At 66.1% G+C, this 22,110-nt stretch carries 20 protein-coding genes and 1 tRNA gene; 18 read left to right on the plus strand and 3 right to left on the minus strand.

Features of this window, described 5'->3' with window-relative positions; all coding sequences use genetic code 11:
- Positions 1-113 precede the first annotated feature (113 nt).
- The 11 genes from LB524_RS07345 (at position 114) to LB524_RS07395 (ending at position 11,074) form a co-directional block, all read left to right on the plus strand.
- Positions 114-806 (plus strand): glutathione S-transferase family protein, encoded by a 693-nt coding sequence (locus tag LB524_RS07345; RefSeq protein ID WP_015314714.1) that lies wholly within the window; start codon positions 114-116, stop codon positions 804-806.
- Positions 787-1,941: a tRNA epoxyqueuosine(34) reductase QueG gene (gene queG, locus LB524_RS07350; protein WP_224524802.1), complete on the plus strand. Its 1,155-nt coding sequence runs from the start codon at positions 787-789 to the stop codon at positions 1,939-1,941. The genes LB524_RS07345 and queG overlap by 20 nt, the downstream gene beginning before the upstream one ends.
- Entirely contained in the window at positions 1,938-2,846 is a 909-nt protein-coding gene (locus tag LB524_RS07355) for an SDR family oxidoreductase (RefSeq protein ID WP_140788852.1), read from the plus strand. Before queG ends, LB524_RS07355 begins: the two co-directional genes overlap by 4 nt.
- A 64-nt stretch (positions 2,847-2,910) precedes the next feature.
- The gene (gene mepA, locus LB524_RS07360) at positions 2,911-3,996 is read left to right on the plus strand and encodes a penicillin-insensitive murein endopeptidase (RefSeq protein WP_224524803.1); all 1,086 of its coding nucleotides are present in this window, start codon (positions 2,911-2,913) and stop codon (positions 3,994-3,996) included.
- A gap of 183 nt (positions 3,997-4,179) precedes the next feature.
- Positions 4,180-5,226, plus strand: coding sequence for a glucokinase (locus LB524_RS07365; RefSeq protein WP_140823056.1), 1,047 nt, complete (start codon positions 4,180-4,182; stop codon positions 5,224-5,226).
- 77 nt (positions 5,227-5,303) lie between these two features.
- A complete protein-coding gene (locus tag LB524_RS07370; RefSeq protein WP_224524805.1) occupies positions 5,304-7,163 on the plus strand; it encodes an ABC transporter ATP-binding protein in 1,860 nt (619 codons plus the stop codon).
- A complete protein-coding gene (dapB, locus tag LB524_RS07375; protein WP_224524813.1) occupies positions 7,160-7,999 on the plus strand; it encodes a 4-hydroxy-tetrahydrodipicolinate reductase in 840 nt (279 codons plus the stop codon). The genes LB524_RS07370 and dapB overlap by 4 nt, the downstream gene beginning before the upstream one ends.
- Before the next feature lie 87 nt (positions 8,000-8,086).
- Positions 8,087-8,707 carry a 2,3-bisphosphoglycerate-dependent phosphoglycerate mutase gene (locus tag LB524_RS07380; protein ID WP_140788862.1) on the plus strand — a complete coding sequence of 207 codons (621 nt, stop codon included), beginning with the start codon at positions 8,087-8,089 and terminating at the stop codon, positions 8,705-8,707.
- 73 nt (positions 8,708-8,780) lie between these two features.
- Positions 8,781-8,865: transfer RNA gene (locus LB524_RS07385), tRNA-Leu, on the plus strand.
- Positions 8,866-9,016: 151 nt separating this feature from the next.
- Positions 9,017-10,696 (plus strand): FAD-dependent oxidoreductase, encoded by a 1,680-nt coding sequence (locus tag LB524_RS07390; protein ID WP_224524814.1) that lies wholly within the window; start codon positions 9,017-9,019, stop codon positions 10,694-10,696.
- Positions 10,697-10,765: 69 nt separating this feature from the next.
- Complete coding sequence (locus LB524_RS07395) at positions 10,766-11,074, plus strand: UBP-type zinc finger domain-containing protein (protein ID WP_095773379.1); 309 nt, start codon at positions 10,766-10,768, stop codon at positions 11,072-11,074.
- A 39-nt stretch (positions 11,075-11,113) separates the two neighbouring features.
- On the opposite strand, the gene LB524_RS07400 is transcribed toward LB524_RS07395, so the two are convergent.
- Together LB524_RS07400 and LB524_RS07405 are read right to left on the minus strand one after the other, a co-directional pair.
- Entirely contained in the window at positions 11,114-11,290 is a 177-nt protein-coding gene (locus LB524_RS07400; protein ID WP_224524817.1) for a hypothetical protein, read from the minus strand.
- Positions 11,291-11,387: 97 nt separating this feature from the next.
- Positions 11,388-13,391 (minus strand): BTAD domain-containing putative transcriptional regulator, encoded by a 2,004-nt coding sequence (locus LB524_RS07405; RefSeq protein ID WP_224524819.1) that lies wholly within the window; start codon positions 13,389-13,391, stop codon positions 11,388-11,390.
- Positions 13,392-13,590: 199 nt separating this feature from the next.
- Here LB524_RS07405 and cysK point away from each other — a divergent pair, with 199 nt between their 5' ends.
- The 3 genes from cysK to LB524_RS07420 are packed head-to-tail and all read left to right on the plus strand — an operon-like array spanning position 13,591 to position 16,585.
- A complete protein-coding gene (cysK, locus tag LB524_RS07410; protein WP_140792395.1) occupies positions 13,591-14,679 on the plus strand; it encodes a cysteine synthase A in 1,089 nt (362 codons plus the stop codon).
- Between the two features lie 12 nt (positions 14,680-14,691).
- The gene (locus LB524_RS07415) at positions 14,692-16,179 is read left to right on the plus strand and encodes a pyridoxal phosphate-dependent decarboxylase family protein (RefSeq protein WP_224524821.1); all 1,488 of its coding nucleotides are present in this window, start codon (positions 14,692-14,694) and stop codon (positions 16,177-16,179) included.
- Between the two features lie 49 nt (positions 16,180-16,228).
- Complete coding sequence (locus tag LB524_RS07420; protein WP_015314700.1) at positions 16,229-16,585, plus strand: hypothetical protein; 357 nt, start codon at positions 16,229-16,231, stop codon at positions 16,583-16,585.
- A gap of 32 nt (positions 16,586-16,617) precedes the next feature.
- Here the strand turns inward: LB524_RS07420 and LB524_RS07425 are convergent, their stop codons facing one another.
- The gene (locus LB524_RS07425; protein WP_224524822.1) at positions 16,618-18,138 is read right to left on the minus strand and encodes a winged helix-turn-helix domain-containing tetratricopeptide repeat protein; all 1,521 of its coding nucleotides are present in this window, start codon (positions 18,136-18,138) and stop codon (positions 16,618-16,620) included.
- Positions 18,139-18,369: 231 nt separating this feature from the next.
- On the opposite strand from LB524_RS07425, the gene LB524_RS07430 reads away from it, so the two are divergent.
- The 4 genes from LB524_RS07430 to LB524_RS07445 all read left to right on the plus strand — a co-directional run bounded on the left by LB524_RS07430 (position 18,370) and on the right by LB524_RS07445 (position 22,063).
- Entirely contained in the window at positions 18,370-18,606 is a 237-nt protein-coding gene (locus tag LB524_RS07430) for a DUF1127 domain-containing protein (protein ID WP_140711969.1), read from the plus strand.
- A gap of 117 nt (positions 18,607-18,723) precedes the next feature.
- Positions 18,724-19,095: a hypothetical protein gene (locus LB524_RS07435; protein WP_224524825.1), complete on the plus strand. Its 372-nt coding sequence runs from the start codon at positions 18,724-18,726 to the stop codon at positions 19,093-19,095.
- Positions 19,096-19,269: 174 nt separating this feature from the next.
- Positions 19,270-19,896, plus strand: coding sequence for a CDGSH iron-sulfur domain-containing protein (locus LB524_RS07440; RefSeq protein WP_318012221.1), 627 nt, complete (start codon positions 19,270-19,272; stop codon positions 19,894-19,896).
- A gap of 124 nt (positions 19,897-20,020) precedes the next feature.
- Positions 20,021-22,063 (plus strand): hydantoinase/oxoprolinase family protein, encoded by a 2,043-nt coding sequence (locus LB524_RS07445; protein WP_224524838.1) that lies wholly within the window; start codon positions 20,021-20,023, stop codon positions 22,061-22,063.
- Positions 22,064-22,110 lie beyond the last annotated feature (47 nt).

The following is a 22,110-nucleotide window of genomic DNA, read 5'->3' on the forward strand; positions in this document are numbered from 1 at the left end:
TGCGCCCTGCGATTCGCCAGTGTGGCAATCCGGAATTCGCCATACCTGGAACGAGCGCGACGCGCGAATTCCGGATTCTGAACGACACCAGTGCGCTTTATCATCGCGGAACCATGCTGACGCTTTTCCACCATCCCATGTTCGCTACCTGCCGCTTCGTCCGCCTCGCCTTTGGCGAGTATGGCGAGGAGCTGGCGCTGATCGAGGAAAAGCCGTGGACGCGGCGCAAGGAGTTCTTGGCGCTGAACCCGGCCGGCACACTGCCGATCCTGCTGGCCGAAGGTGACGTGCCGATCATCGGCGCGACGGTGATTTCCGAATATCTCGACGAGACGCGCGGCGTGCTCAAGCGCGACAAGCGGCTGTTCGCCGAGGATCCGATGCAGCGCGCCGAAATCCGCCGGCTGATCGACTGGTATCTCAACAAGGCCGAAAGCGAAGTGACGCGCCATCTGGTGCGCGAACGCGTGCTGAAGCCGGTGATGCCGGAAACGGCGGGCGGCGGCTCGCCCGATTCAGGCGCCATCCGCGCCGCGCGCGCCAACATCCGCCAGCACATGAAATACACCAACTGGCTGGCGGGCACCCGTCATTGGCTGGCCGGCGGCAGGGTCACCTATGCCGATCTGGCGGCCGCCGCGACGCTGTCGGTGCTCGACTATCTCGGCGAGATCGACTGGCGCGAACACCCCGCCGCGCGCGAATGGTACACGCGGGTGAAGTCGCGGCCCTCCTTCCGGCCGCTCCTGACCGACCGCGTGCGCGGCCTGTCGCCGGTATCGCACTATGCGGATCTCGACTTCTGACGCGTCGAAACTGCGCGCGCTGATCGACGCGGAGGCGCGGCGCGCCGGCTTCGACGCGGTCGCCGTCACCACCCCGGACGCCATCCCGCTGGCGCCGGCGCGCCTGGCCGAATTCGTCGCCGACGGCTTTCACGGCTCGATGGACTGGATCGCCGAGACGATTGCGCGCCGCGGCGAGCCATCCACGCTGTGGCCCGACGTGCGCTCGATCATCGTGCTGGCGATGAATTACGGGCCGGACCATGATCCGCGCGACGTGCTGGCCAGGCGCGATCGCGGCGCGATCTCCGTCTACGCGAAAAACCGCGACTATCACGAGGTCATGAAGGGCCGGCTGAAGGAGATCGCCGGCAAGATCGTCGCGCGCGCCGGCGGCGACGTGAAGGTCTTCGTCGACACGGCGCCCGTGATGGAAAAGCCGTTGGCGGAAGCAGCGGGGCTGGGTTGGCAAGGCAAGCACACCAACCTAGTCAGCCGCGAGCACGGCTCCTGGCTGTTCCTTGGCACCATCTTCACCACGGCCGAACTGGAACCGGACAAGCCCGAGATCGACCATTGCGGCTCCTGCCGCGCCTGCCTCGACGCCTGCCCGACCGACGCGTTCCCCGCGCCCTACAGGCTCGATGCGCGGCGCTGCATCTCCTATCTCACGATCGAGAACAAGGGGCCGATCCCGCATGAATTTCGGGAAAAGATCGGCAACCGCATCTATGGCTGCGACGACTGCCTCGCCGCTTGTCCTTGGAACAAATTCGCCCGCGCCGCATCCGAGGCCAAGCTCGCCGCGCGCGACGATCTGCGCGAGCCGCCGCTCGCCGATCTCTTGGCCCTCGACAATGCCGGCTTTCGCGCCTTCTTCTCCGGTTCGCCGATCAAACGCATCGGCCGTGACCGTTTCATCCGCAACGTGCTGATCGCCGCCGGCAATTCCGGCGACGGCGCGCTTGCCGGCGTCGTCCGGGACCTGCTCGGCGATGCTTCTCCCCTGGTGCGGGGCGCGGCAATATGGGCGCTGGCGCGGCTGGTGCCGGAAACCGAGTATGCCGAACAGGCCGCGAACGGCTTGAACAGCGAGGACGATGCCGCGGTGCGCGAGGAATGGCGCCTGGCGCGGCCAAACAGGGCGCGTGCATGAGTGGAAAACAGGTCTTCATTTTCGGCGCCGGTTATTCGGGCAAGGCCTTTGCCCGCGCCAATAGGGGAACCGCCAGCATCTTCGGCACGACACGCTCCGAGGAAAAATTCGAAGCGCTGCGCCAGGCCGGCATCGTCCCACTGCTGTTCGACGGCAAGTTGACGAACGAAATCGGCGCTGCGCTGGAGAAAACCACGCATCTGGTGGTTTCGGTCGGTCCGGAAGAAGCCGGCGATCCGGTGTTGAATGCCGCTCGCCAGGCAATCGCAGGGATGCCGGCGCTGGAATGGATAGGCTATCTCTCGACCGTTGGCGTCTATGGGGATCATGGCGGCGCCTGGGTCGACGAGACGGCCGCCTGCCGGCCGGTGTCGAAGCGCTCGGTCATGCGGGTCGAGGCCGAGCGGGCCTGGCAGAGGCTTGGCGAGGACATCGGGCGCCCAGTGGCGATCCTGCGGCTGTCCGGCATTTACGGTCCCGGCCGCAACGCGCTGGTCAATCTGGAGAACGGCACTGCCAGGCGGCTGGTCAAGCCGGACCAGGTGTTCAACCGCATCCATTGCGACGACATATCAGGCGCGCTGTGGCATCTGATCAGCGGCAATAGAGGCGGCATCTTCAACGTCACCGACGATGAGCCGGCGCCGCCGCAGGATGTCGTCGCCTACGCCGCACATCTGATGAGCGTTGAGCCGCCGCCCGAAATTCCCTTCGACAGCGCCCAACTTTCGCCCATGGCGCGGTCCTTCTATGGCGAGAACAAGCGGGTCGCCAATGCGGCGATCAAGGCGGCGGGCTATCGGTTTCGCTTTCCCGACTATCGCGCCGCTTTCGACCATATGTGGGCAAGCGGCGACTGGCGTGACGGTGCGCCGCGCAGCCCGATGAGGGGCGTGAAGGGATAGGATGATCGAAGCGTGGCGCTTGGCGTGGTATGATTCGGCGATTGCAGGCACGGGGGTGCGGTTCATGAAATCATCGATGCGGTCGCTTTGCCCCAGAAATGCGGTATTGGCTGCAGCACTGGCTCTGGCAGGCCTGGCCGCGCAGCCGGCAGCGGCCGAGGAGCGGGCGAAAGACCTGTTCGGCGCCGAGAAGCTGCCGACGGCCACCGCCCCGCAATCCTTTGGCTTCTATTCCAAGGGCTGTTTTGCCGGCGGCGTCGCCATTCCCATGGATGGTCCGACCTGGCAGGTGATGCGGCCTTCGCGCAACCGCCGCTGGGGCCATCCGGCGATGATCGCGCTGATCGAGAGATTGTCGCGCGACGCCGTCGCCGACGGTTGGCCGGGCCTGTTGATCGGCGACATCGCGCAGCCACGCGGCGGCCCGATGCTATCAGGTCATGCCTCGCACCAGATCGGGCTCGACGCCGACATCTGGCTGACGCCGATGCCCGACCGCACCATGACCAGGGCGCAGCGCGAGACCATGAGCGCCACCTTGATGGTCGACGACAAGACGCATCTTGTGAAGGACGCGCTGTGGACGCCGGCGCACACGCGGCTTTTGAAGCGCGCGGCGAGCTATCCGGAGGTCGAGCGCATCCTGGTCAATCCCGGCATCAAGAAAAAGCTCTGCGACACGGTCAGGGGTGACCGCTCGTGGCTACGCAAGATCAGGCCGTTCTGGGGCCACGACTACCATTTCCACATGCGCATCGGCTGCCAGCCGGGCTCGCCCAATTGCAAGGCGCAGGAAGCAACGCCGGAGGATGATGGCTGCGGCAAGCCGCTGGCCTGGTGGTTCACGCAGAAGCCGTGGCGGCCGAACAAGAACCCGGATGCGCCCAAGGCACGTGACCTGATGACGATGGCCAACCTGCCCAAGGAATGCCACGCGGTGCTCGACGCGCCGGGGCCTGCCTCGGCCGAGGCCGCGACCTATCACGGCGACGCCGTGCCGGTCGCGGTGGCGGTGCCTGAGCCGGAAGCGCCGTCGCTGCCCGCCGTCACGGCAAGCGGCACCGCCGGCCTGCCAAGCGCGGTGAACGCCTTCACCGCGACGCCCGAGGTCGGCGTACCGGTGCCGCGGCCACGGCCGCCAGCGAAGTGATTGGCGCGCCACCCGCAGGCTCAATCGGTTTAGCCCCCGTTTTCATGGAACAGTGGCCGTTTGGCCGCAGAACCTCTCCCTGCGCGCCACCAGGCCCGAAAACCGTTTCCCTTTTCAAACTCATGCGCTAGTCAACGCAGGAACGGCGAAACGCCGTCGCGGGCGCCGGGGACGGACGAGAGCATGCCAAGCACGGGCGATGACGAGACTTTGCTGCGGTTTCCGATCCTGATCGGCGATATCGGCGGCACCAATGCGCGGTTTTCGATCGTGCTCGACGCCAATTCCGGGGCCGGCGAGCCGATCATCGTCCAGACCGCCAATTACAACACCATCGACGAGGCGATCCAGGCGGCGGTGCTCGATCGGTCCTCGGTTCGCCCCAATTCGGCGGTGCTGGCCGTGGCCGGCCCGGTCGACGGCGACGAGATCGAGCTCACCAACTGTCCCTGGGTCGTCAAGCCGAGGCAGATGTTCGCCAATCTTGGGCTGAGCGACATTGTCGTGCTCAACGATTTCGAGGCGCAGGCGCTGGCCGTCGTGGCGCTTGGCGAAGAGCACATGGAAAAGATCGGCGGCGGCGCGCCGGAGCCCAATGCCGGCCGCGTCGTCCTTGGCCCCGGGACCGGGCTCGGCGTCGCCGGGCTGGTCCACGCGCTGCATCACTGGATCCCGGTGCCCGGCGAAGGCGGTCATATGGACATCGGGCCGCGCACACCGCGCGATTTCGAGGTTTTCCCGCATATCGAGAAGCTCGAGGGCCGCATTTCGGGCGAACAGATCCTGTGCGGACGCGGTCTCGTCAACGTCTACCGGGCGGTGGCCAAGGCGGATGGAAAGCCGTCGCCCTTCACCACGCCGGCCGAAGTCACCGGTGCGGCGTTGGCCAAGACCGATCCGGTGGCGCAGGAAGCCCTCGAGACCTTCGTCACCTGCCTCGGCCGCACCGCCGGCGACCTGGCGCTGGTGTTCATGAGCAGGGGCGGCGTGTTCCTAACCGGCGGCATCGCGCAAAAGATCGTGCCGGCGCTGAAGCAAGGCAATTTCCGCGCCGCCTTCGAGGACAAGGCGCCGCACAGCGCGCTGATGCGCACCATGCCGGTCTATGTCATCACCCATCCGCTGGCTGCCCTTCTCGGCCTTGCCGCCTATGCCAGGAACCCCACGCTGTTCGGCGTCCAAACATCGGGCCGGCGCTGGCGCGACGAAGTTAGTCACCCCAAGGCATAGGCAAGCCGGCTGCTTGGCGGTAATAGGGGTGCCGAATTGCCCGGCCACGGGAAGCGAAACCGACAAAGCCCTCTGATTTGACACTTCAAACTCCAAACAAGCTGAAAGCCCGGCCCGGCGAGGTCACAGCGGTGCTGCGCCGCATTCTCGCTGAGAACAGCCACGACTATCGCTGGACTTATGTGATGGTCATCACCTGCTCGCTGATCGTTTCGGGCACGACCGCCTTCACGGCCTGGATCATGGCCCCGATGGTCAACCAGATCTTCTACGAACGGCGTGGCGACGCGATCGTGTGGATCTGCGCAGGCTTCATGGCGGCCTTCCTGCTGCGCGGCTTTGCCGGCTATGGCCAGGCGGTGGCGCTGGCCAAGATCGGCAACAATCTGGTGGCGCGCTACCAGAAGCGCATTTTCGATCACCTGATGAAGCTCGGCGTCGGCTTCTTCAATGATACACGCTCCGGCCGGCTGGCGGCGCAGGTCAACGAAAACGTCGGCGGCATCCGCGACCTCCTGTCGTTGACGCTGACCTCGATCACCCGCGACGCGGTGACGCTGATCGGCCTGCTCGGCGTCATGGTCTACCAGGATCCGGTCCTGTCGCTCAGTTCGCTGCTGATCGGACCGCCGCTGATCTGGGCCGTCGTCTACCTCACCCGTCGCGTGCGGCGCATTACCCGCGAATCCGTGCTGATCAATTCGCGCCTGATCGGCGCCGTGCAGGAAGCCACGCAAGGCATCGCCATCGTCAAGGCCTTCACCATGGAGGACGAACTGTCCGGCCGCATCGGCAAGCTCGCCAGCGACGCCGAACAGCGCTCGAACAAGATTGCCCGCGTCTCCGAACGGCTGTCGCCGATTTCCGACATGCTGGCCGGCTTCGCCGTCACCTCCGTCATCGCCTATTCCGGTTATCGGGCTCTGGTTCTCGGGCAGCCGCCGGGCGCGGTCTTCTCGTTCATCACGGCGCTGATCCTGGCCTATGATCCGGCGCGCCGCCTGGCACGCATGCAGGTCGGCATGGAACGGGCTCTGGTCAATGCACGCATGATCTACGAACTGCTCGACCTCGAGCCGAAGCAGGGCGACGCGCCTGGCGCTACCAAGGCAAACTTCAGCACGGGCGAAGTGCGCTTCAACAACGTGTCCTTCCGCTATGTCGAGGAGGCGCCTGTCCTTCAAGACCTGAGCTTCGTCGCCGCCGCCGGCAAGATGACCGCCGTCATCGGCGCCTCCGGTGCCGGCAAGACCACACTGGTGGCGCTGCTGCAGCGCTTCTACGACGTCGAGAGCGGTACGATCGAGATCGATGGCCAGGACATTTCCAAGGTCACCAAACAGTCGCTGCGCGGCTCGATAGCCTATGTCTCGCAGGCGCCCTATCTGTTCGAGGGCACCATCCGCGACAACATCCGCTATGGCCGCCCCTCGGCCACGGATGCCGAGATCGAACAGGCCGCGCGGCTGGCCGCGGCCGACGAGTTCATCCGCCAGCAGCCGCAAGGGTATGACACGCCGGTCGGCGAGAATGGCGCCACGCTCTCCGGCGGCCAGCGCCAGCGCGTGTCGATTGCCCGCGCCATTGTGCGCCAGGCGCCGATCCTGCTGCTCGACGAGGCGACGTCGGCGCTCGACAACGAGGCCGAAGCGCGCGTCCAGCAGGCGCTCACCAAGGTCATGGAAGGGCGCACCACCATCGTCATCGCGCACCGCCTGTCCACCGTGGTCAATGCCGACCACATCATCGTGCTGGAACAGGGCCATCTGGTCGAAGAGGGCACGCATGCCTCGCTGATGGCCGACCCGCACAGCGTCTATGCCCGTTTCCACCGGATACAGGGCGTCAAGGGCCTGGGGCTTGTCGACGATAGCGCCCCGGCCGAGAGTTCGGTTCAGGAACTAGAGACCCAGGACATCGCCGGGAGCACGCCATGAGCGAGACCACATCAGGCGAGCCGGCCAGCGATATGGGCCTTGTGGTGGTCGGCGCCGCCGGCCGCATGGGCCAGACGCTGATCCGCGCCATCCACGCCATTCCGGGCGCCCGCGTCATCGGCGCGGTCGAGCGCCCGGATTCGCCTCACCTGGGCAAGGATGCGGGCGAACTCGCCGGCGTCGGCCGCATCGACGTGGCGATCGGCAGCGATCCGTTGCCGGTCTTCGCCAGGGCTGACGGCGTGCTCGATTTCACCACCCCGGCCTCGACGGTCGAGTTCGCCGGTTACGCGGCGCAGGCGCGCATCGTCCATGTCATAGGCACGACAGGCTGTTCGGCCGACGACAACGCGAAAATCGCTGCCGCCGCCCGCCACGCGACCATCGTCAAGTCGGGCAATATGAGCCTCGGCGTCAATCTGCTGGCGGTGCTGGTCGAACAGGCGGCACGCGCGCTCGACGCCGACGATTTCGACATCGAGATCCTCGAAATGCACCACAGGCACAAGGTCGACGCGCCTTCGGGCACGGCGCTTCTGCTCGGCGAGGCGGCCGCCGCCGGGCGCGGCATCGCACTGGCCGGCAATGATGTGCGTTCACGCGACGGCCATACGGGTGTGCGACAAACCGGCTCGATCGGTTTTGCCACGCTGCGCGGCGGCTCGGTGGTCGGTGATCACAGCGTGATCCTGGCCGGCACCGGCGAGCGCATCACGCTGTCGCACCATGCCGAGGACCGCGCCATCTTCGCCCGCGGTGCCGTCAAGGCCGCACTTTGGGCGCATGGCCAGAAGCCGGGACTGTATTCAATGCGGGACGTGCTTGGGCTTGCCTGAAACGGCCCTGAACCATTTTCGTTCTTACGCGGGACGGAAAACCACTACACACTTTTCCTGGAATGCCCGGACCCCAGAGGAGCAAAAATGTCGAGAACCCTCGTGCTCGTGCGCCACGGCCAGAGCGAATGGAACCTGAAGAACCTGTTCACCGGCTGGCGCGACGTCGACCTGACGGAGCAGGGCCATGCCGAGGCCAAGGCCGCCGGCCAAAAACTCAAGGCGCGCGGCCTGAAGTTCGATATCGCCTTCACCTCGGCGCTGATCCGGGCGCAAAAAACCTGCCAGCACATTCTGGACGCGGTCGGCCAGAGCGACTTGCACACCATTCGCGACCAGGCGCTGAACGAGCGCGACTATGGCGACCTCTCCGGTCTCAACAAGGACGACGCGCGCCAGAAATGGGGCGAGGAGCAGGTGCATGTCTGGCGCCGCTCCTATGACGTGCCGCCGCCCGCCGGCGAAAGCCTGAAGGACACCGGCGCCCGCGTCTGGCCCTATTACCTGCACGATCTGCAACCGCATGTGCTGCGCGGCGGCACGGTGCTGGTGGCTGCCCACGGCAATTCGCTGCGCGCGCTGATCATGGCGCTGGACGGCAAGTCGGGCGAGGAGATCGTCAAGCTGGAACTCGGCACCGGCGTGCCGGTGATCTACCAGCTCAACGCCGATTCGACCGTGGCTTCGAAGGAAGTGCTGGAAGGCTAAGCCGGCAAGCGAGCAGCGGGTTTAAAAAAGCGCGTTGACAGCAATCGCTTGCCCGCTTATTGAGCCCGCACCAGCCCAGATGGCGGAATTGGTAGACGCGCACGGTTCAGGTCCGTGTTCCGCAAGGAGTGGAGGTTCGAGTCCTCTTCTGGGCACCAAATTCCCGTTTCGAACCATTCGATCGGTTCAGGAACCCTGAGAAAAAGCCCGGTTCGTCCGGGCTTTTTTCTTGCCCGATGACCTGCCCTCCTGGCCAGTCCCCGAACAAACCGCTTCAAACCGCGCGCCCCCTTCGCTACGCTCGCGACCATGTCTCAATCCAGCACCGCGATCTTCGGCGCCCGCCGCGACCAGGCTTTTCCCGTCCTAGCCGAGGCGGACATCGAGCGCATGCGCCGGTTCGGCGAGGCCAGTGCCTATGCCGCCGGCGAGCACATTTTCGAGGCCGGCGATGTGTCCCCGGGACTGATCGTGGTGCTGGCGGGCAAGGTCGATATCACCCAGGACGGCAAATTTGGCCGGCGCGAGACGATCGTCACGCATGGCCCGGGCAGCTTCGCCGGCGAGCTGGCGCAGCTTTCGGCCCGTCCCTCGCTGGTCAATGCGCAGGCGGCCGAGCCGGTCGAGGCGTTCGTCATCCCGTCGCAGCGACTGCGCGACCTGATGGTGCAGGAGGCCAATCTCGGCGAGCGCATCATGCGGGCGCTGATCCTGCGCCGCGTCGGGCTGCTCGAGAGCGGCACGATCGGTCCCATCATCGTCGGACCTGCCGACAATGGCGACGTCCTTCGCCTGCAAGGCTTTCTCGCCCGCAGCGGCCAGCCCCACCGCGTGCTCGATTCCAAAACCGATCCTTGCGCGAAGACGCTGTTCGAGCACTTCCAGGTCGATCCCCACCACCTGCCGGTCGTGCTGTGCCCGAATGGCAGGCTGCTGCTCAATCCGGCGGAGAAGGACCTCGCCCGCTGCATCGGCCTGCTGCGGCCGGTCGACGCCAGCAAGGTCTATGACGTCGCCATCGTCGGCGCCGGACCGGCCGGTCTGGCGGCGTCGGTCTACGCGGCCTCGGAAGGGCTGTCGACGATTGTGCTCGATTGCCGTGCCTTCGGCGGCCAGGCCGGCGCCTCCGCTCGCATCGAGAACTATCTCGGCTTCCCCACCGGCATTACCGGCATGGCGCTGATGGCGCGCGCCTACAACCAGGCGCAGAAATTCGGCGTCGAGATGGTCATCCCCGACGAGGTGAAGCTGCTCGGTGCCGCCACCGACGGTGCGCGCTACCAGCTCGCGGTCGGCGACGGCGAGACGGTGCGCACGCGCTCGGTGGTCATCGCCAGCGGCGCGCGCTATCGCCGCCTCGATGTCGCCAATCTCGCCGAGTTCGAGGGCACATCAGTGCATTATTGGGCCTCGCCCATCGAAGCACGGCTTTGCGGCGGCCAGGAAGTGGCGCTGGTCGGCGCCGGCAATTCGGCCGGCCAGGCGGCCGTCTACCTGGCCAGCCAGGTCAGGAAAGTAGCGCTGCTGGCGCGTGGCGGCAGCCTCGAGGCCTCGATGTCGCGTTACCTCGTCGAGCGCATCAGGGCGCAGCCGAACATCGAGGTGCTGACCGGCGCCGAAATCGAGGCGCTGGACGGCGAGGCAGGCAATCTCGCCACGGTACGCTGGCGCGACCGCTCGAGCGGCGCCTCGACGACGCGGCCGATCCGCCATCTCTTCCTGTTCATCGGCGCCGACCCGAACACCGATTGGCTCGCCCAATCCGACGTGGCGCTGGATGCCAGGGGTTTCATCCGCACCGGATCGGACATAGCATCGGCCCATGGCGTGATGGAGACCAGCCGCAGCGGCGTGTTCGCCATCGGCGACGTGCGCTCCGGCTCGGTCAAACGCGTCGCGGCGGCTGTCGGCGAGGGCGCCCAGGTGGTGGCGGCGTTGCATGCATTTCTTGCGCGGGACGCCAGCCAGGCCGACGCGCCTCAAGTATGATCCCGAAAGTGGGAACCGGTTTTCGGAAAAGATCATGCTTCAAATTGAGAAATAGGTCGGGAGAGTGTGATGGCGGATGAATGCAGACACGCCGCTGGGATCAAGGACGTAACGCCGAGCGCGCTCGGCTGCGAGGAGTGCCTGAAGAGCGGTTCGTGGTGGGTGCATCTGCGGCTCTGCCGCACCTGCGGCCATGTCGGCTGCTGCGACGACTCCCCAAACCGCCACGCCACCAAGCATTTTCACGCCACCAGCCATCCCGTCATAGAGGGCTACGACCCGCCGGAAGGCTGGGGCTGGTGTTATGTCGACGAGGTCTTTCTCGACCTCGGCGACCGCACGACCCCGCAGAACGGCCCGATCCCGCGCTTCTATTGAGTGCCTCGAAGAGCCGGGGAAAAGCGGGTTCGGCCTGCTTTATCGCACCGATCCGGTGACCGTGCGGTCAAGGTCGGGAACGGATTTGCGATCGTTGCCGGCAAGGGCGGCGATGAGCAGCAGGCTGGCAACCACCGGCACGAACAGGATGGCGACGCGGGCTTGTACATAAAAAATGGCGCGCCATTCGCTGCGCTTCTCAGGGCTGTCGCTCATCATACTCACTTTGCAATCGACCCCCCGTAGGTCACATAGCCGTGAACGGTTAAACAACTCCTTCCGACTTCGTTAACGCAGGTGTTCAAGCACGAACTCAGCCGAGTCCGATCCGCCTGGCGCCTTGCCGGAACAACGCCTCGGCGTCGGGCTCGAAGCGGAACGTGGCGATGAAATCGTCGGCGCGGTAGTCCGGCAACGTCTTGCGGATGGCGGCGGCAAAGCCGCGCGCCTCTTCGAGCCGCCCCGCCAGTGCCAGGCAATGTGCCGCGATCGCCAGGATGATGGCGTGCGCGTTCGGCCGGGCGGCTGCCTTCAGCGCCCATCCGGCCGCCTCCTCGAACTGGCCGAGCCGGACGTGCGCCATGGCCCGCGCCCCCAGCATGCCGAACAGCAGCGGATCGAAAGGGCTGAGATGGCGCGAATGGTCGGAGGAGCCGATCGCCGCCCGCGGGTCGCCCGACTGCGAATGGACGAAGGACAGCGCATAATGGCCGAGCGCGAAATTGGGGCTGAGTTTGACCGCCTGTTCCAGTTCGCCGAGCGAGCCGTCCTGTTCGCCGCGCAGCCACAGCGCCCGCCCCATCGCCCAGTGTGCGGCCGGATTGTGGTCATCAACCAGCAAGCTCTGCCCGGCACTCTCGAACGCCAGCGCGCTTTCGCGATCGCGGTCGCCCCAGCGCTGGAAGGCGTTCTGCCAATGGGTGAAGGACAGGCCGGCATAGGCGCGGGCGAAGGTCGGATCAAGCCGCAGGGCGCTGGCAAAGAAGTGCCGTGCCGTTTCGTTCTCGGCCTGCGTGAAACGGTACATGTGCCAGAGGCCACGGTGGTAGGCCTCCCAGGCATTGAGCGAGTTGGGAGCCTTGAGCAGGGCGCGGTTGCGTTCGACCGTCTCGATTTCGGACGAGATCGACGACACGATGCTGTCGCCGATCTCGTCGAGCACGGTGAAGATATCGTCCGACCGCCGCTCGAAGGTTTCGGCCCAGACGATCCTGGCCGTGCGCACCTCGATCAGTTCGACGTTGACGACCAGCCTGCCGGCCGGGTTGCGCACCGCGCCGGTGGCCACATAGTCGACATTCAGCCGGCGGCCCGCCTCCTCGGGCGCGATGGCTTCCTCGGCCAATGCAAACACCGACCCGCGCGCGATGACGAAGAAATCGCGAAGCTTGGCCAGCCGGGTGATGATGTCGTGTGTGAAACCGTCGGCCGGTCCGCCGCGCGCCTCTCCGGCAAACGGCATCACCGCCAGCGAAGCGTGGCTCGGCTCGGTGGTCTCGGCCACGGTCGGCCCGGCCACCGGCTGCGATACCATGGACAAGCCGGCCGGCCGCCGCTCGCGGATCGCTTGCCAGGCCGCGCGCAGCGGCGCGAAATCCAGCTCTTCCGACCCGAACAGCTGCTCGGCCGCCGCCAGATGTTGCTCGGCCGCGCCGACGGCGCCACGCCGCGCCAGACCGGCCAGCAGCGCCCGGTGCGCGCGCTCCTCGAACGGCGACAGTTCCAGCCATCTGTCGAGATGAGCGACCGCTTCGTCGCAATCCGCCGGCAGGGTTTCGACGAGTCTTTCCAGCACGGCCACGTGCCAGGCACCGAAGCGACGGCGTTGTGCCGTCAGCCAGCTGTTGAAAAGCGGGCTTCGCTCGAGCTCCAGGCCGTCAAGGAACTCGCCGGCGAACAATTTCGCCAGCGCCCGCAGGCGCTCGACACCAAGCGTTGCGATGCCTTCGAAGCCGGCGCGGCTGACCTCCAGCGCATCGACAGGGCAATCCTCGAGATCGAGCGCCACCGCATCGCCTTGTGTGACGACCCGACCCCGTTCCGGCCCGTCCAGAGCGGTGCGCAGCTTGCTCAGGCACCAGCGCAGCTCGCCACGCGGATCGTTGGGCACATCCCACAAAAGTTCGCACAGGCGGGAGCGGCTGACGGGGTGCGGCGCCAGCGCCAGATACCCCAACAGCGCCCGCAGCTTGCGCGAGCCCGGCAGGGTGGCTGGCACTTGGTCGCGCGTGACCGCCAGCGTTCCGAGCAGGCGCACGGACGGGGCCGTTGCCCTGCCGTCCCGCCTCGCCTGTGGGGTTTCCACGTCCGTTTCCACGCCTGTTCCCACGTTGGCCTGTCAGCCCTTACTCTATCACAGACCCCACACGGCGCATCCGGTGGCGATGCTTTCGCCCCGATGTCGCCTTTGCCGTATGAGCGGCACGTCATATCGCGGCAAGGTCTCGAAACCTCGCCGCCCAGGCCGCCGGTTTGTAACCGGCCCGTGAAGATGAACAGGATCGAGGAGATCAACGATGTTGAACAAACAAAAAATCAGGAGCACCGCAGGGCGCGGCCGCCTGTTCGATAGCATCCTGGACACCGTCGGCGACACGCCGGTGGTGCGCATCAACAATCTCGCGCCGGCCCATGCGACGATCTACGTCAAGGCCGAGTTCTTCAACCCGGGCGCCTCGGTGAAGGATCGGCTGGCGCTCAACATCATCGAAGAGGGCGAACGCAGCGGCGCGCTGAAGCCTGGCCAGACCGTGGTCGAGGCGACCAGCGGCAACACCGGCATCGGGCTTGCCATGGTCTGCGCGCAGAAAGGCTATCCGCTGGTCGTCACCATGGCCGACAGCTTTTCCGTCGAGCGCCGCAAGCTCATGCGCATGCTGGGCGCCAAGGTGGTGCTGACGCCACGCGCCGAAAAAGGTTTTGGCATGTACAAGAAGGCGGTCGAACTGGCCGAGGCCAATGGCTGGTTCCTTGCCCGCCAGTTCGAGACGGCCGCCAATGCCGCCATCCACGAGTCGACGACCGCGCGCGAAATCATAAACGATTTCGCCGGCTCGCGGCTCGACTGCTTCGTCACCGGCTATGGCACCGGCGGCACGGTCGTCGGCGTGGCGCGGGTCTTGCGCCGCGAACGGCCCGATGTCCGCATCGTGCTCTCCGAGCCGGCCAATGCGCAACTGGTCGGCAGCGGCAAGGCGCAGCAGCGGGGGGCCGGCGGCGCCCCTGCCGCCAGCCACCCGGCCTTCGAGCCGCATCCCGTCCAGGGCTGGACGCCGGACTTCATCCCCAACGTGCTGCAGGAGGCGATCGACGCCAGCCTCTATGACGAGGTGATGCCGATCGCCGGGCCAGAAGGCATCAAATGGGCTCGGGCGCTGGCCCAGAAGGAAGGCATCTTCACCGGCATTTCCGGCGGCGCCACCTTCGCCGTGGCGCGTCAGGTCGCGGAGAAGGCGCCGCCCGGATCGGTGATCCTATGCATGCTTCCCGACACGGGCGAGCGCTACATGTCGACACCGCTTTTCGACGGCATCGAGGCCGAGATGGACGCCGACGAAATGGCCCTGTCGCGCTCGACGCCCGGCTGCCAGTTTCCGGCGGCTTGACGGGAGGCTGTCATGGACATCGCGCAGGAAAGCCTCGGCATGTCGGCCGAGGAAACGCTTGACCCCGCCGACTGGGCCGATGTGCAGGCCTTCTCGCATCGAATTATCGACGATGCGGTAGACTACCTGCGTGAGGTGCGCGAGCGCCCCGTTTGGCGGGAGATGCCCGGCGAGGTGCGGGATCTTTTCACCGCACCCCTGCCGCGCTCGCCGGCACCGCTTGCCGTCGTCTATGGCGAGGTCTCCCGCACCGTGATGTCCTATCCGATGGGCAACATCCATCCACGGTTCTGGTCGTGGTATATGGGGTCCAGCAACTTCACCGGCGCGCTCGGCGATTTCCTCGCGGCGATCCAGGGCTCCAACCTCGGTGGCGGCAACCATGCCGCCGGACTGATGGACGGCCAGGTGGTGAACTGGTGCAAGCAGATGCTGGGCTTTCCAGACTCGGCCTCCGGCACGCTGGTCAGCGGCGGCTCGATGGCCAACATCATCGGGCTGACGGTGGCGCGCAACGTCAAGGCCGGCGTCGACGTGCGCGAGCACGGCGTTTCAGCCATCGAGAAGCCGCTGCGCTTCTATGGCTCGGACCAGATCCATTCCTGCCACCGCAAGGCGATGGAAGCGCTGGGCCTCGGCAATCGGGCGCTGCGCCGCATCCCGACAGATGCCGGGCTGCGGATCAATATCGACGCGTTGCGCGCGGCGATCGTCGAGGACCGGGCAGCCGGCTTCAAACCGGCCTGCGTCGTCGGCAATGCCGGCACGGTCAACACTGGGGCGATCGACGACCTGCGGGCGCTTGCCAAACTCGCTCACGAGGAAGGCCTCTGGTTCCATGTCGATGGCTGCATCGGCGCGCTGATCGCCATCGCCCCGCAAAACGCCCACCGCGTCGCCGGCATCGAATGGGCCGATTCGGTCGCGCTCGATCCCCACAAATGGCTGCATTCGCCGTTCGAGGTCGGCTGTGCCCTGGTCAGGGACGCCGCCGCGCACCGCCGGACCTTCGCGGTGACGCCGGAATATCTGGAATCGACGCCGCGCGGCCTCGCTTCCGGCGAATGGTTGCACGATTATGGTCTGCAGACGTCGCGCGGCTTTCGTGCCTTGAAAGTGTGGATGGCACTGAAGGAACATGGCGTCGAAAAATTCGGCCGCCTGATCGACCAGAACATCGCGCAGGTCTCCTATCTGGCCGGGCTGATCGAGGCCGAGCCTTCGCTGGAGCTTGCGGCGGCGCCGACCATCAACATCGTCTGCTTCCGCTATCAGCCCGGTTTGGCGGGCGAAGCGCTGAAGGCGCTCAACACCGAGATCATGTTGCGGCTGCAGGAGCAAGGCATCGCTGCACTCTCCGACACCACGGTGCATGGCGAGCACTGGTTGCGTGTGGCGATCACCAATCATCGCACCCGACGCGACGATCTCGATCTGCTGATCCATGAAGTGGTGAGGCTGGGACGTGAGATCACCGCGCAGGGCCACGTGTCTTCCTAGTTCCCGGCCGCCGTGCGAACCTGCCCGCGGTGATTCGGGGAGGTCGGCGGTGACGCTGTTTCGCATGCTTGCGCTGGCGGCACTGGTCCTGGCCAATTCGGCCGAGGCCGCCGACATGGCCTTTTTCGTCAAGAACCTGCGCAAGGAGGGGGTCGCGGTCGAGCTGTTCAGCCGCGATCGCGAGACCGTCTGGCCGGGCAACGACAAGGTGTTCCTTGTCGATCCGGGCTCGCAGAAATCAGTGCCGATCTCCTGCAATCAGGGCGAACGCATCTGCTATGGCGCCTGGGTCGATGGCAATGACAAGATTTCCGCCGGCGTCGGGCCAGACAACGACCAGCCTTGCGATACCTGCTGCTTCATCTGCGTGGAGCACACGACCGAAACCATCGACCTGGTGCCGTAGCGGCGCTTCGGTGCAGGAGCCACCCCGGCGCGTCAGTCGGGAAGGCCGGCCTTGCCAAAGCCATCGAGGAAGTGCTCGCGCGTCGCGTCGTCGCGGAAGGGCTCCGTCCAGACCCAATGGCGGGTCGTGAAATGCGGGTTGCCGACGAGGAACAGTTCCACCTCCGTGCGCGCCTCCTCGAGCCGGCCAAGTTGCGCAAGGCTTGCCGCCAGGAAGCGGCGTGAGCTGGTGCGGTAGGTCTCGTCCCGGCGCAGCGTCTCGACGGCGCCTGCGTAGTCGCGCGCCGCATATTGCGCCTGGCCGAGTGTCAGATAGTACCAGCTCGGTGGAAACGGGTTCAGCCGGAACGCCTTGCGGATTTGCTCCAGGGCCTCCTCGGCCCGCCCGGCCAGGGTCGTTATGTCGGACAATGTCGCCCACGCATCGGCCTCGTTCGGGTCGAGTTCGAACGCCCTGGCGAATTCGGCCTCCGACTCGGCGAACTCATGCTCATAGGCAAGCAAATTGCCGAGCACCCAGTGGCACCCGGCATCGTTAGGATCGATCGCGACCGCCTTGCGCGCCAGCTCCAGGGCAACGCGGCGGTTAGGGTCGATAGGCTCGCCCCAATGCACCCATCCCATCCAGTGGTTCATGGCAAGCCAGCGATAGGCCTCGGCGTAGTGGGGATCGAGCGCAACCGCGCGCGTCAGCATCAGATGCGCTTCCCGTGCGGTCTGCGGCGAATCATCGATCAGCTTGCGCGCCCGCACGCACAGGTCGTAGGCGTCGAGATTGGCGGGCCGGTTGCGTGGCGGCGGTGCGCGCAGCCGGCCGAGCAGCGCCTCCACGATCTTGGCGGTCACCTCGTCCTGGACGGCAAAGATATCGTCCAGGCCGCGGTCGAAGCGTTCCGCCCATAGATGGTCGCCGCTGGCCGCGTCGACCAGCTGCGCGTTGATGCGCACCCGCCCCGCATCGCGCCGCGCGCTGCCCTCCAGCAGATAACGAACGCCGAGTTCCCTGGCGATCTCGCGCACGTCCATTGCCTTTCCCTTGTAGGCAAAAGTCGAATTGCGCGCGATGACGAACAGGCCGGAGATCCTGGACAGGTCGGTGATCAGGTCTTCGGTCAAGCCGTCGCAGAAAGAGTCCTGCCCGGCATCGTTGCTGAAATTGACGAAGGGCAGCACCGCTATCGAAGGCTTGTCCGGCAGCGGCAAGGGTTTCGGCTTGGCGCCGGCGAGCTGTTCGACGGCCCCCGTGAAACGATAGCCGACGCGCGGAACGGTCGTGATCCATTCCCCGCCCCCTTCACCCACAATGCCGGGCGGGCCGAGCAGCTTGCGCAGCTGCGCGATCTGGACGGTGAGGTTGCCTTCCTCGACGGCCGTGCCCGGCCACGCCGCGTCCATCAGTTCGGCTTTTCCCAAGATTTCGCCGGGTTTTGCGACGAGCGCCGCAAGCAGCTTTAGCCCCCGATAGCCGACGGCAACGGGATCGTCGTTCCGAAGCAGCGTTCCCGCACCCGGATCAAGCACGAACGGACCAAAGGCGAAGCGCTCTCCCTGCATTGGCGCATCTATAGACAATTCCGGGAAAAGTGCGAAGCGGTTTCGCCAGGAAACGCGGGGCTAGCCCTCCCGAGAGTGGCGTCAAAACAAACAGTTAGCGCAAGTTTGGAACTTTTGAGAACTATTTGGGAGGGCTTAATTACGGCGCCGCTCGTATCCTGCACAATTCAATCTCTTTCCGGTGAGGTGGTTCCCAACGGTGTGGGACCCTCAAACCCAATGGAGGTTGCCATGAACAATACAATCGCATCGGTCCAGCATCGGGCAGTGCGGCCGGGTGTGCCCGTCCAACGATCGTCGCATCCGCACTCCCTGCTAAGCATGGTGGCAAGCTGGCGCGAGCGGACACGCTTTCGCTGGGACCTCAAACGAATGTCCGAGGTCAGTCCGCATCTGATCGACGATATTGGCCTGACGCAATTGCAGGCCAAGGCTGAGATCGCCAAGCTGCCATTCTGGCAGCGCTAAGGCGAAATGCCGCGACGATCTGGAAACAATCGCCGGCATCATCCCTTTAGCGGCGGGCCGTGTCGTGCCATGATCCCCTATCGGCCGTGGGGGCCGATTCTACATCGGGGGTTTTCCATGTCGTTCACATTCGCGCGCCGGCTCGCCGCCGCGTTTTCGCTTGCTGTCCTGTTTGTACCAGCCGCGCAGGCCGGCGACGTCACCTTCGCTGTCAAGAACAGCCATCCCAATGCCATGCGTCTGGAACTCTATAGCCAGGACCGCGACTATGTCTGGCCCGGCAGTGGAAAGGATTTCTATCTCGACGACGGCGAGACCAAGCAGCTGCCGATTTCCTGCAACGAAGGCGAATCGATCTGCTACGGCGCCTGGGTCGATGGCGATGAGGGCACCTATTGGGGCGTCGGCCCCGGCAACAAGGAAAAATGCGAGGATTGCTGCTACACCTGCAGCGGCGGCGAAACCGAGGAGATCGATCTGGTCCCCTGACCGGTTTGCCAGCTTGACGGTTTTCCTGTTCGAGCCATAGCCTGGCCATGCATGCCGCCCAAAACCGGCTTCCGGTTTTGGCGCGACGACATGTATCGAAACAAGACCATACCCAAGGGTACGCCGCGCCTGTGCATTCAGGAGCGGCGTACTCCAGGCAACAGGAGCACCGCGATGGCCGGCACGGTCGAGGGCGAAAAAATCGACATCGGGTTTTCCGGCAAGCGCTGCATCCATTCGCGCAATTGCGTGCTCGGCGACCCGCATGTCTTCGAGCCCAACGCGCCAGGCCAATGGATCCATCCCGAGGCGGCCAGCGTCGAGAAGATCGTCGCGCTGGCCGAGAACTGCCCCTCGGGCGCCATCACCTATGCGCGCAAGGATGGCGGCCCGCGGGAAAAGCCGCCCGTGGTCAACACCGTGCGGCTGCGCGAAAACGGCCCGCTGGCGGTGCATGCCGAGATCGTGCTTGGCGCCGAGACGTTTTTCCGCGCCACGCTCTGCCGCTGCGGCGCCTCCCAGAACAAGCCGTTCTGCGACAACAGCCATATCAAGGCGGGCTTTGCCGCCACCGGAGAACCGGCGCTGAAGGACACGCCGGCGCTGGAGGTCCGCGACGGACCGCTGCAGGCGACGCCGACCACGAACGGCCCGCTCAAGCTCGAAGGCAATGTCGAGATCGTCACCGGCACCGGCCACACGATCGACCGCACCACAAAGGTCTTCCTGTGCCGCTGCGGCCACTCGGCCAACAAGCCGTTCTGCGATGGCAGCCACAAGAAGGTTGGGTTTGTGGGATAGATGGGTAGCCGATCTCCCCCACGAGGGGGGAGATCGCTTGTGGCCTATCTCTCCCGGCTTTATCCGCAAGCCGGTATCGGCTAAGGGCAGGCAACCAAACAATCTGCCCGGACTTTCGCCCAAAATGACCGCCAAGACCAAGTCTGCCCCTCTCTTCCTCGGCATCGACACCGGCGGCACCTACACCGATGCCGTGTTGTGGTCCGAGACCGAGGGTCCGCGGGAGGGGCCGAACAAGGGCAAGGTGCTGGCCAAGGCCAAGGCGCTGACCACGCGGCATGATCTGGCCGTCGGCATTTCGGGCGCCGTCGATGCTGTGCTGGAAAAGGCGGGCACCAATCCGGCCGATATCAAACTGGTCTCGATGTCGACGACGCTCGCCACCAATGCGCTGGTCGAGGGCCAGGGCGGCCGCGTGGCGCTGGTCATGATCGGCTTTTCCGAGGCCGATCTTGCTCGCGATGGTTTGAAGACGGCACTCGGCACCGACCCGGTGGTGTTTTGCGCGGGCGGCCATGATGTGCATGGCAATGCCGCCAAGCTCGACCTGTCCGGGCTGGAGGCGATGCTGCCGGAACTCGGCGTGTCGGTGTCCGGCTTTGCCGTCTGTGCCTATTTTGCCACCCGCAATCCGGCGCACGAGATCGCCGCCCGCGAGCTGATCCGCGACAGGACCGGCCTCCCGGTTACGGCGAGCCATGAGCTGTCGGCCAAGCTCGGCGGTCCGCGCCGGGCGCTCACCACGCTGCTCAATGCAAGGCTGATCTCGATGATCGACCGGCTGGTGGCGGCGACCGAGGGGTTCCTTCAGGCCCGCAACATCGCCGCTCCGTTGATGGTGGTGCGCGGCGATGGCGCGCTGGTTTCGGCGGCGTTTGCCCGCCAGCGGCCGATCGAGACGATCCTCTCCGGCCCCGCCGCCAGCCTGGTCGGCGCCCGCCACATGACCGGGCTCGACAACGCGGTGGTCTCCGACATTGGCGGCACCACCACCGACGTTGCCGTGCTCGATGGCGGCCGGCCGCGGCTCGATCCGGAAGGCGCCACCGTCGGCGGTTTCCGCACCATGGTCGAGGCGGTCGCGATGCGCACTTTCGGCCTCGGCGGCGATTCCGAAGTGATGCTCGAGGACGGCGCGCTCAATCCGAAAATCCTGCTCGGGCCGCGCCGCCTGGTGCCGCTGGCGCTGTCCGGCATGGCGCATGGCGAGGCGGTGACCGCAGAACTCGAACGCCAGTTGCGCGCGCCCAACACAGGCCGCATGGATGGCCGCTTCGCGGTCCGCACCGGCGTGCCCGACAGGCTTGCCGCAGGGCTGACCGCCCCCGAGGCAAAGCTCTACGAAGCGATCGGCGCGACGCCGCTTGCCCTCGACAGGCTGCTGACCTCGAATGCCCAGAATGCCACGCTGAACCGGCTGGTCTCGCGCGGGCTGGTGCATATCTCGGGCTTCACCCCGTCGGACGCCGCGCACGTGCTTGGCAAACAGGCGAACTGGGATGCCGCCGCCGCCCGCCTTGGCGCCGAACTGTTCGCCCGCAGGCGCGACGGCCGTGGCCAGGCCATCGCGGCCTCCCCGCAAGCGATCTCTGAACGGGTGCTCTTGACCCTGACGCGCTGGTCGGCCGAATACATCCTGGAGACAGCCTTTGCCGAGGACGGGCTCGACGGCGCGGCGACGGTGGCGCATGCGCTGGTGCAGCGCGCCGTCGATGCCCACCCCGGCATCGCCCGCCTCAGCGTCGCGCTCGACCGGCCGGTCATCGGGCTCGGCGCTTCGGCGCCGCTGCACTATGCCGGCCTGGCGCCCTTGGTGGGCAATGACTGCGTCGTGCCCCGGGATACCGACGTCGCCAATGCGCTCGGCGCCGTCGTCGGCCAGGTCAGGGTTTCGGCGGAGGCCCGCGTCAGCCAACCCAAGGAAGGCCTGTTCCGGCTTGCCTCGGGTGAGATGGTGCGCGATTTCCTCGACGAGGCGGCGGCGATCGCGGCCGCCGAGGCCGATGTCCGGGCAATTGTCGCCCAGCGGGCTCTCGATGCCGGTACCGACAGCGCCGAGATCGATGTGGCGACGGAGTTCCGGGTCTCGACTGTCGAAGCGCAGCGCATGTTCATCGAAGCGCATATCGTGGCGGTGGCCTCGGGCAGGCCGAGGATCGCGGTTTGAGGAAGAAGAGCCATCTCCGCCCTCCTCGGGGAGATTGGCCAACCGCC

It is taken from the genome of Mesorhizobium sp. ESP6-5 (genome assembly GCF_020164695.1).
GTDB lineage: Bacteria > Pseudomonadota > Alphaproteobacteria > Rhizobiales > Rhizobiaceae > Mesorhizobium > Mesorhizobium australicum.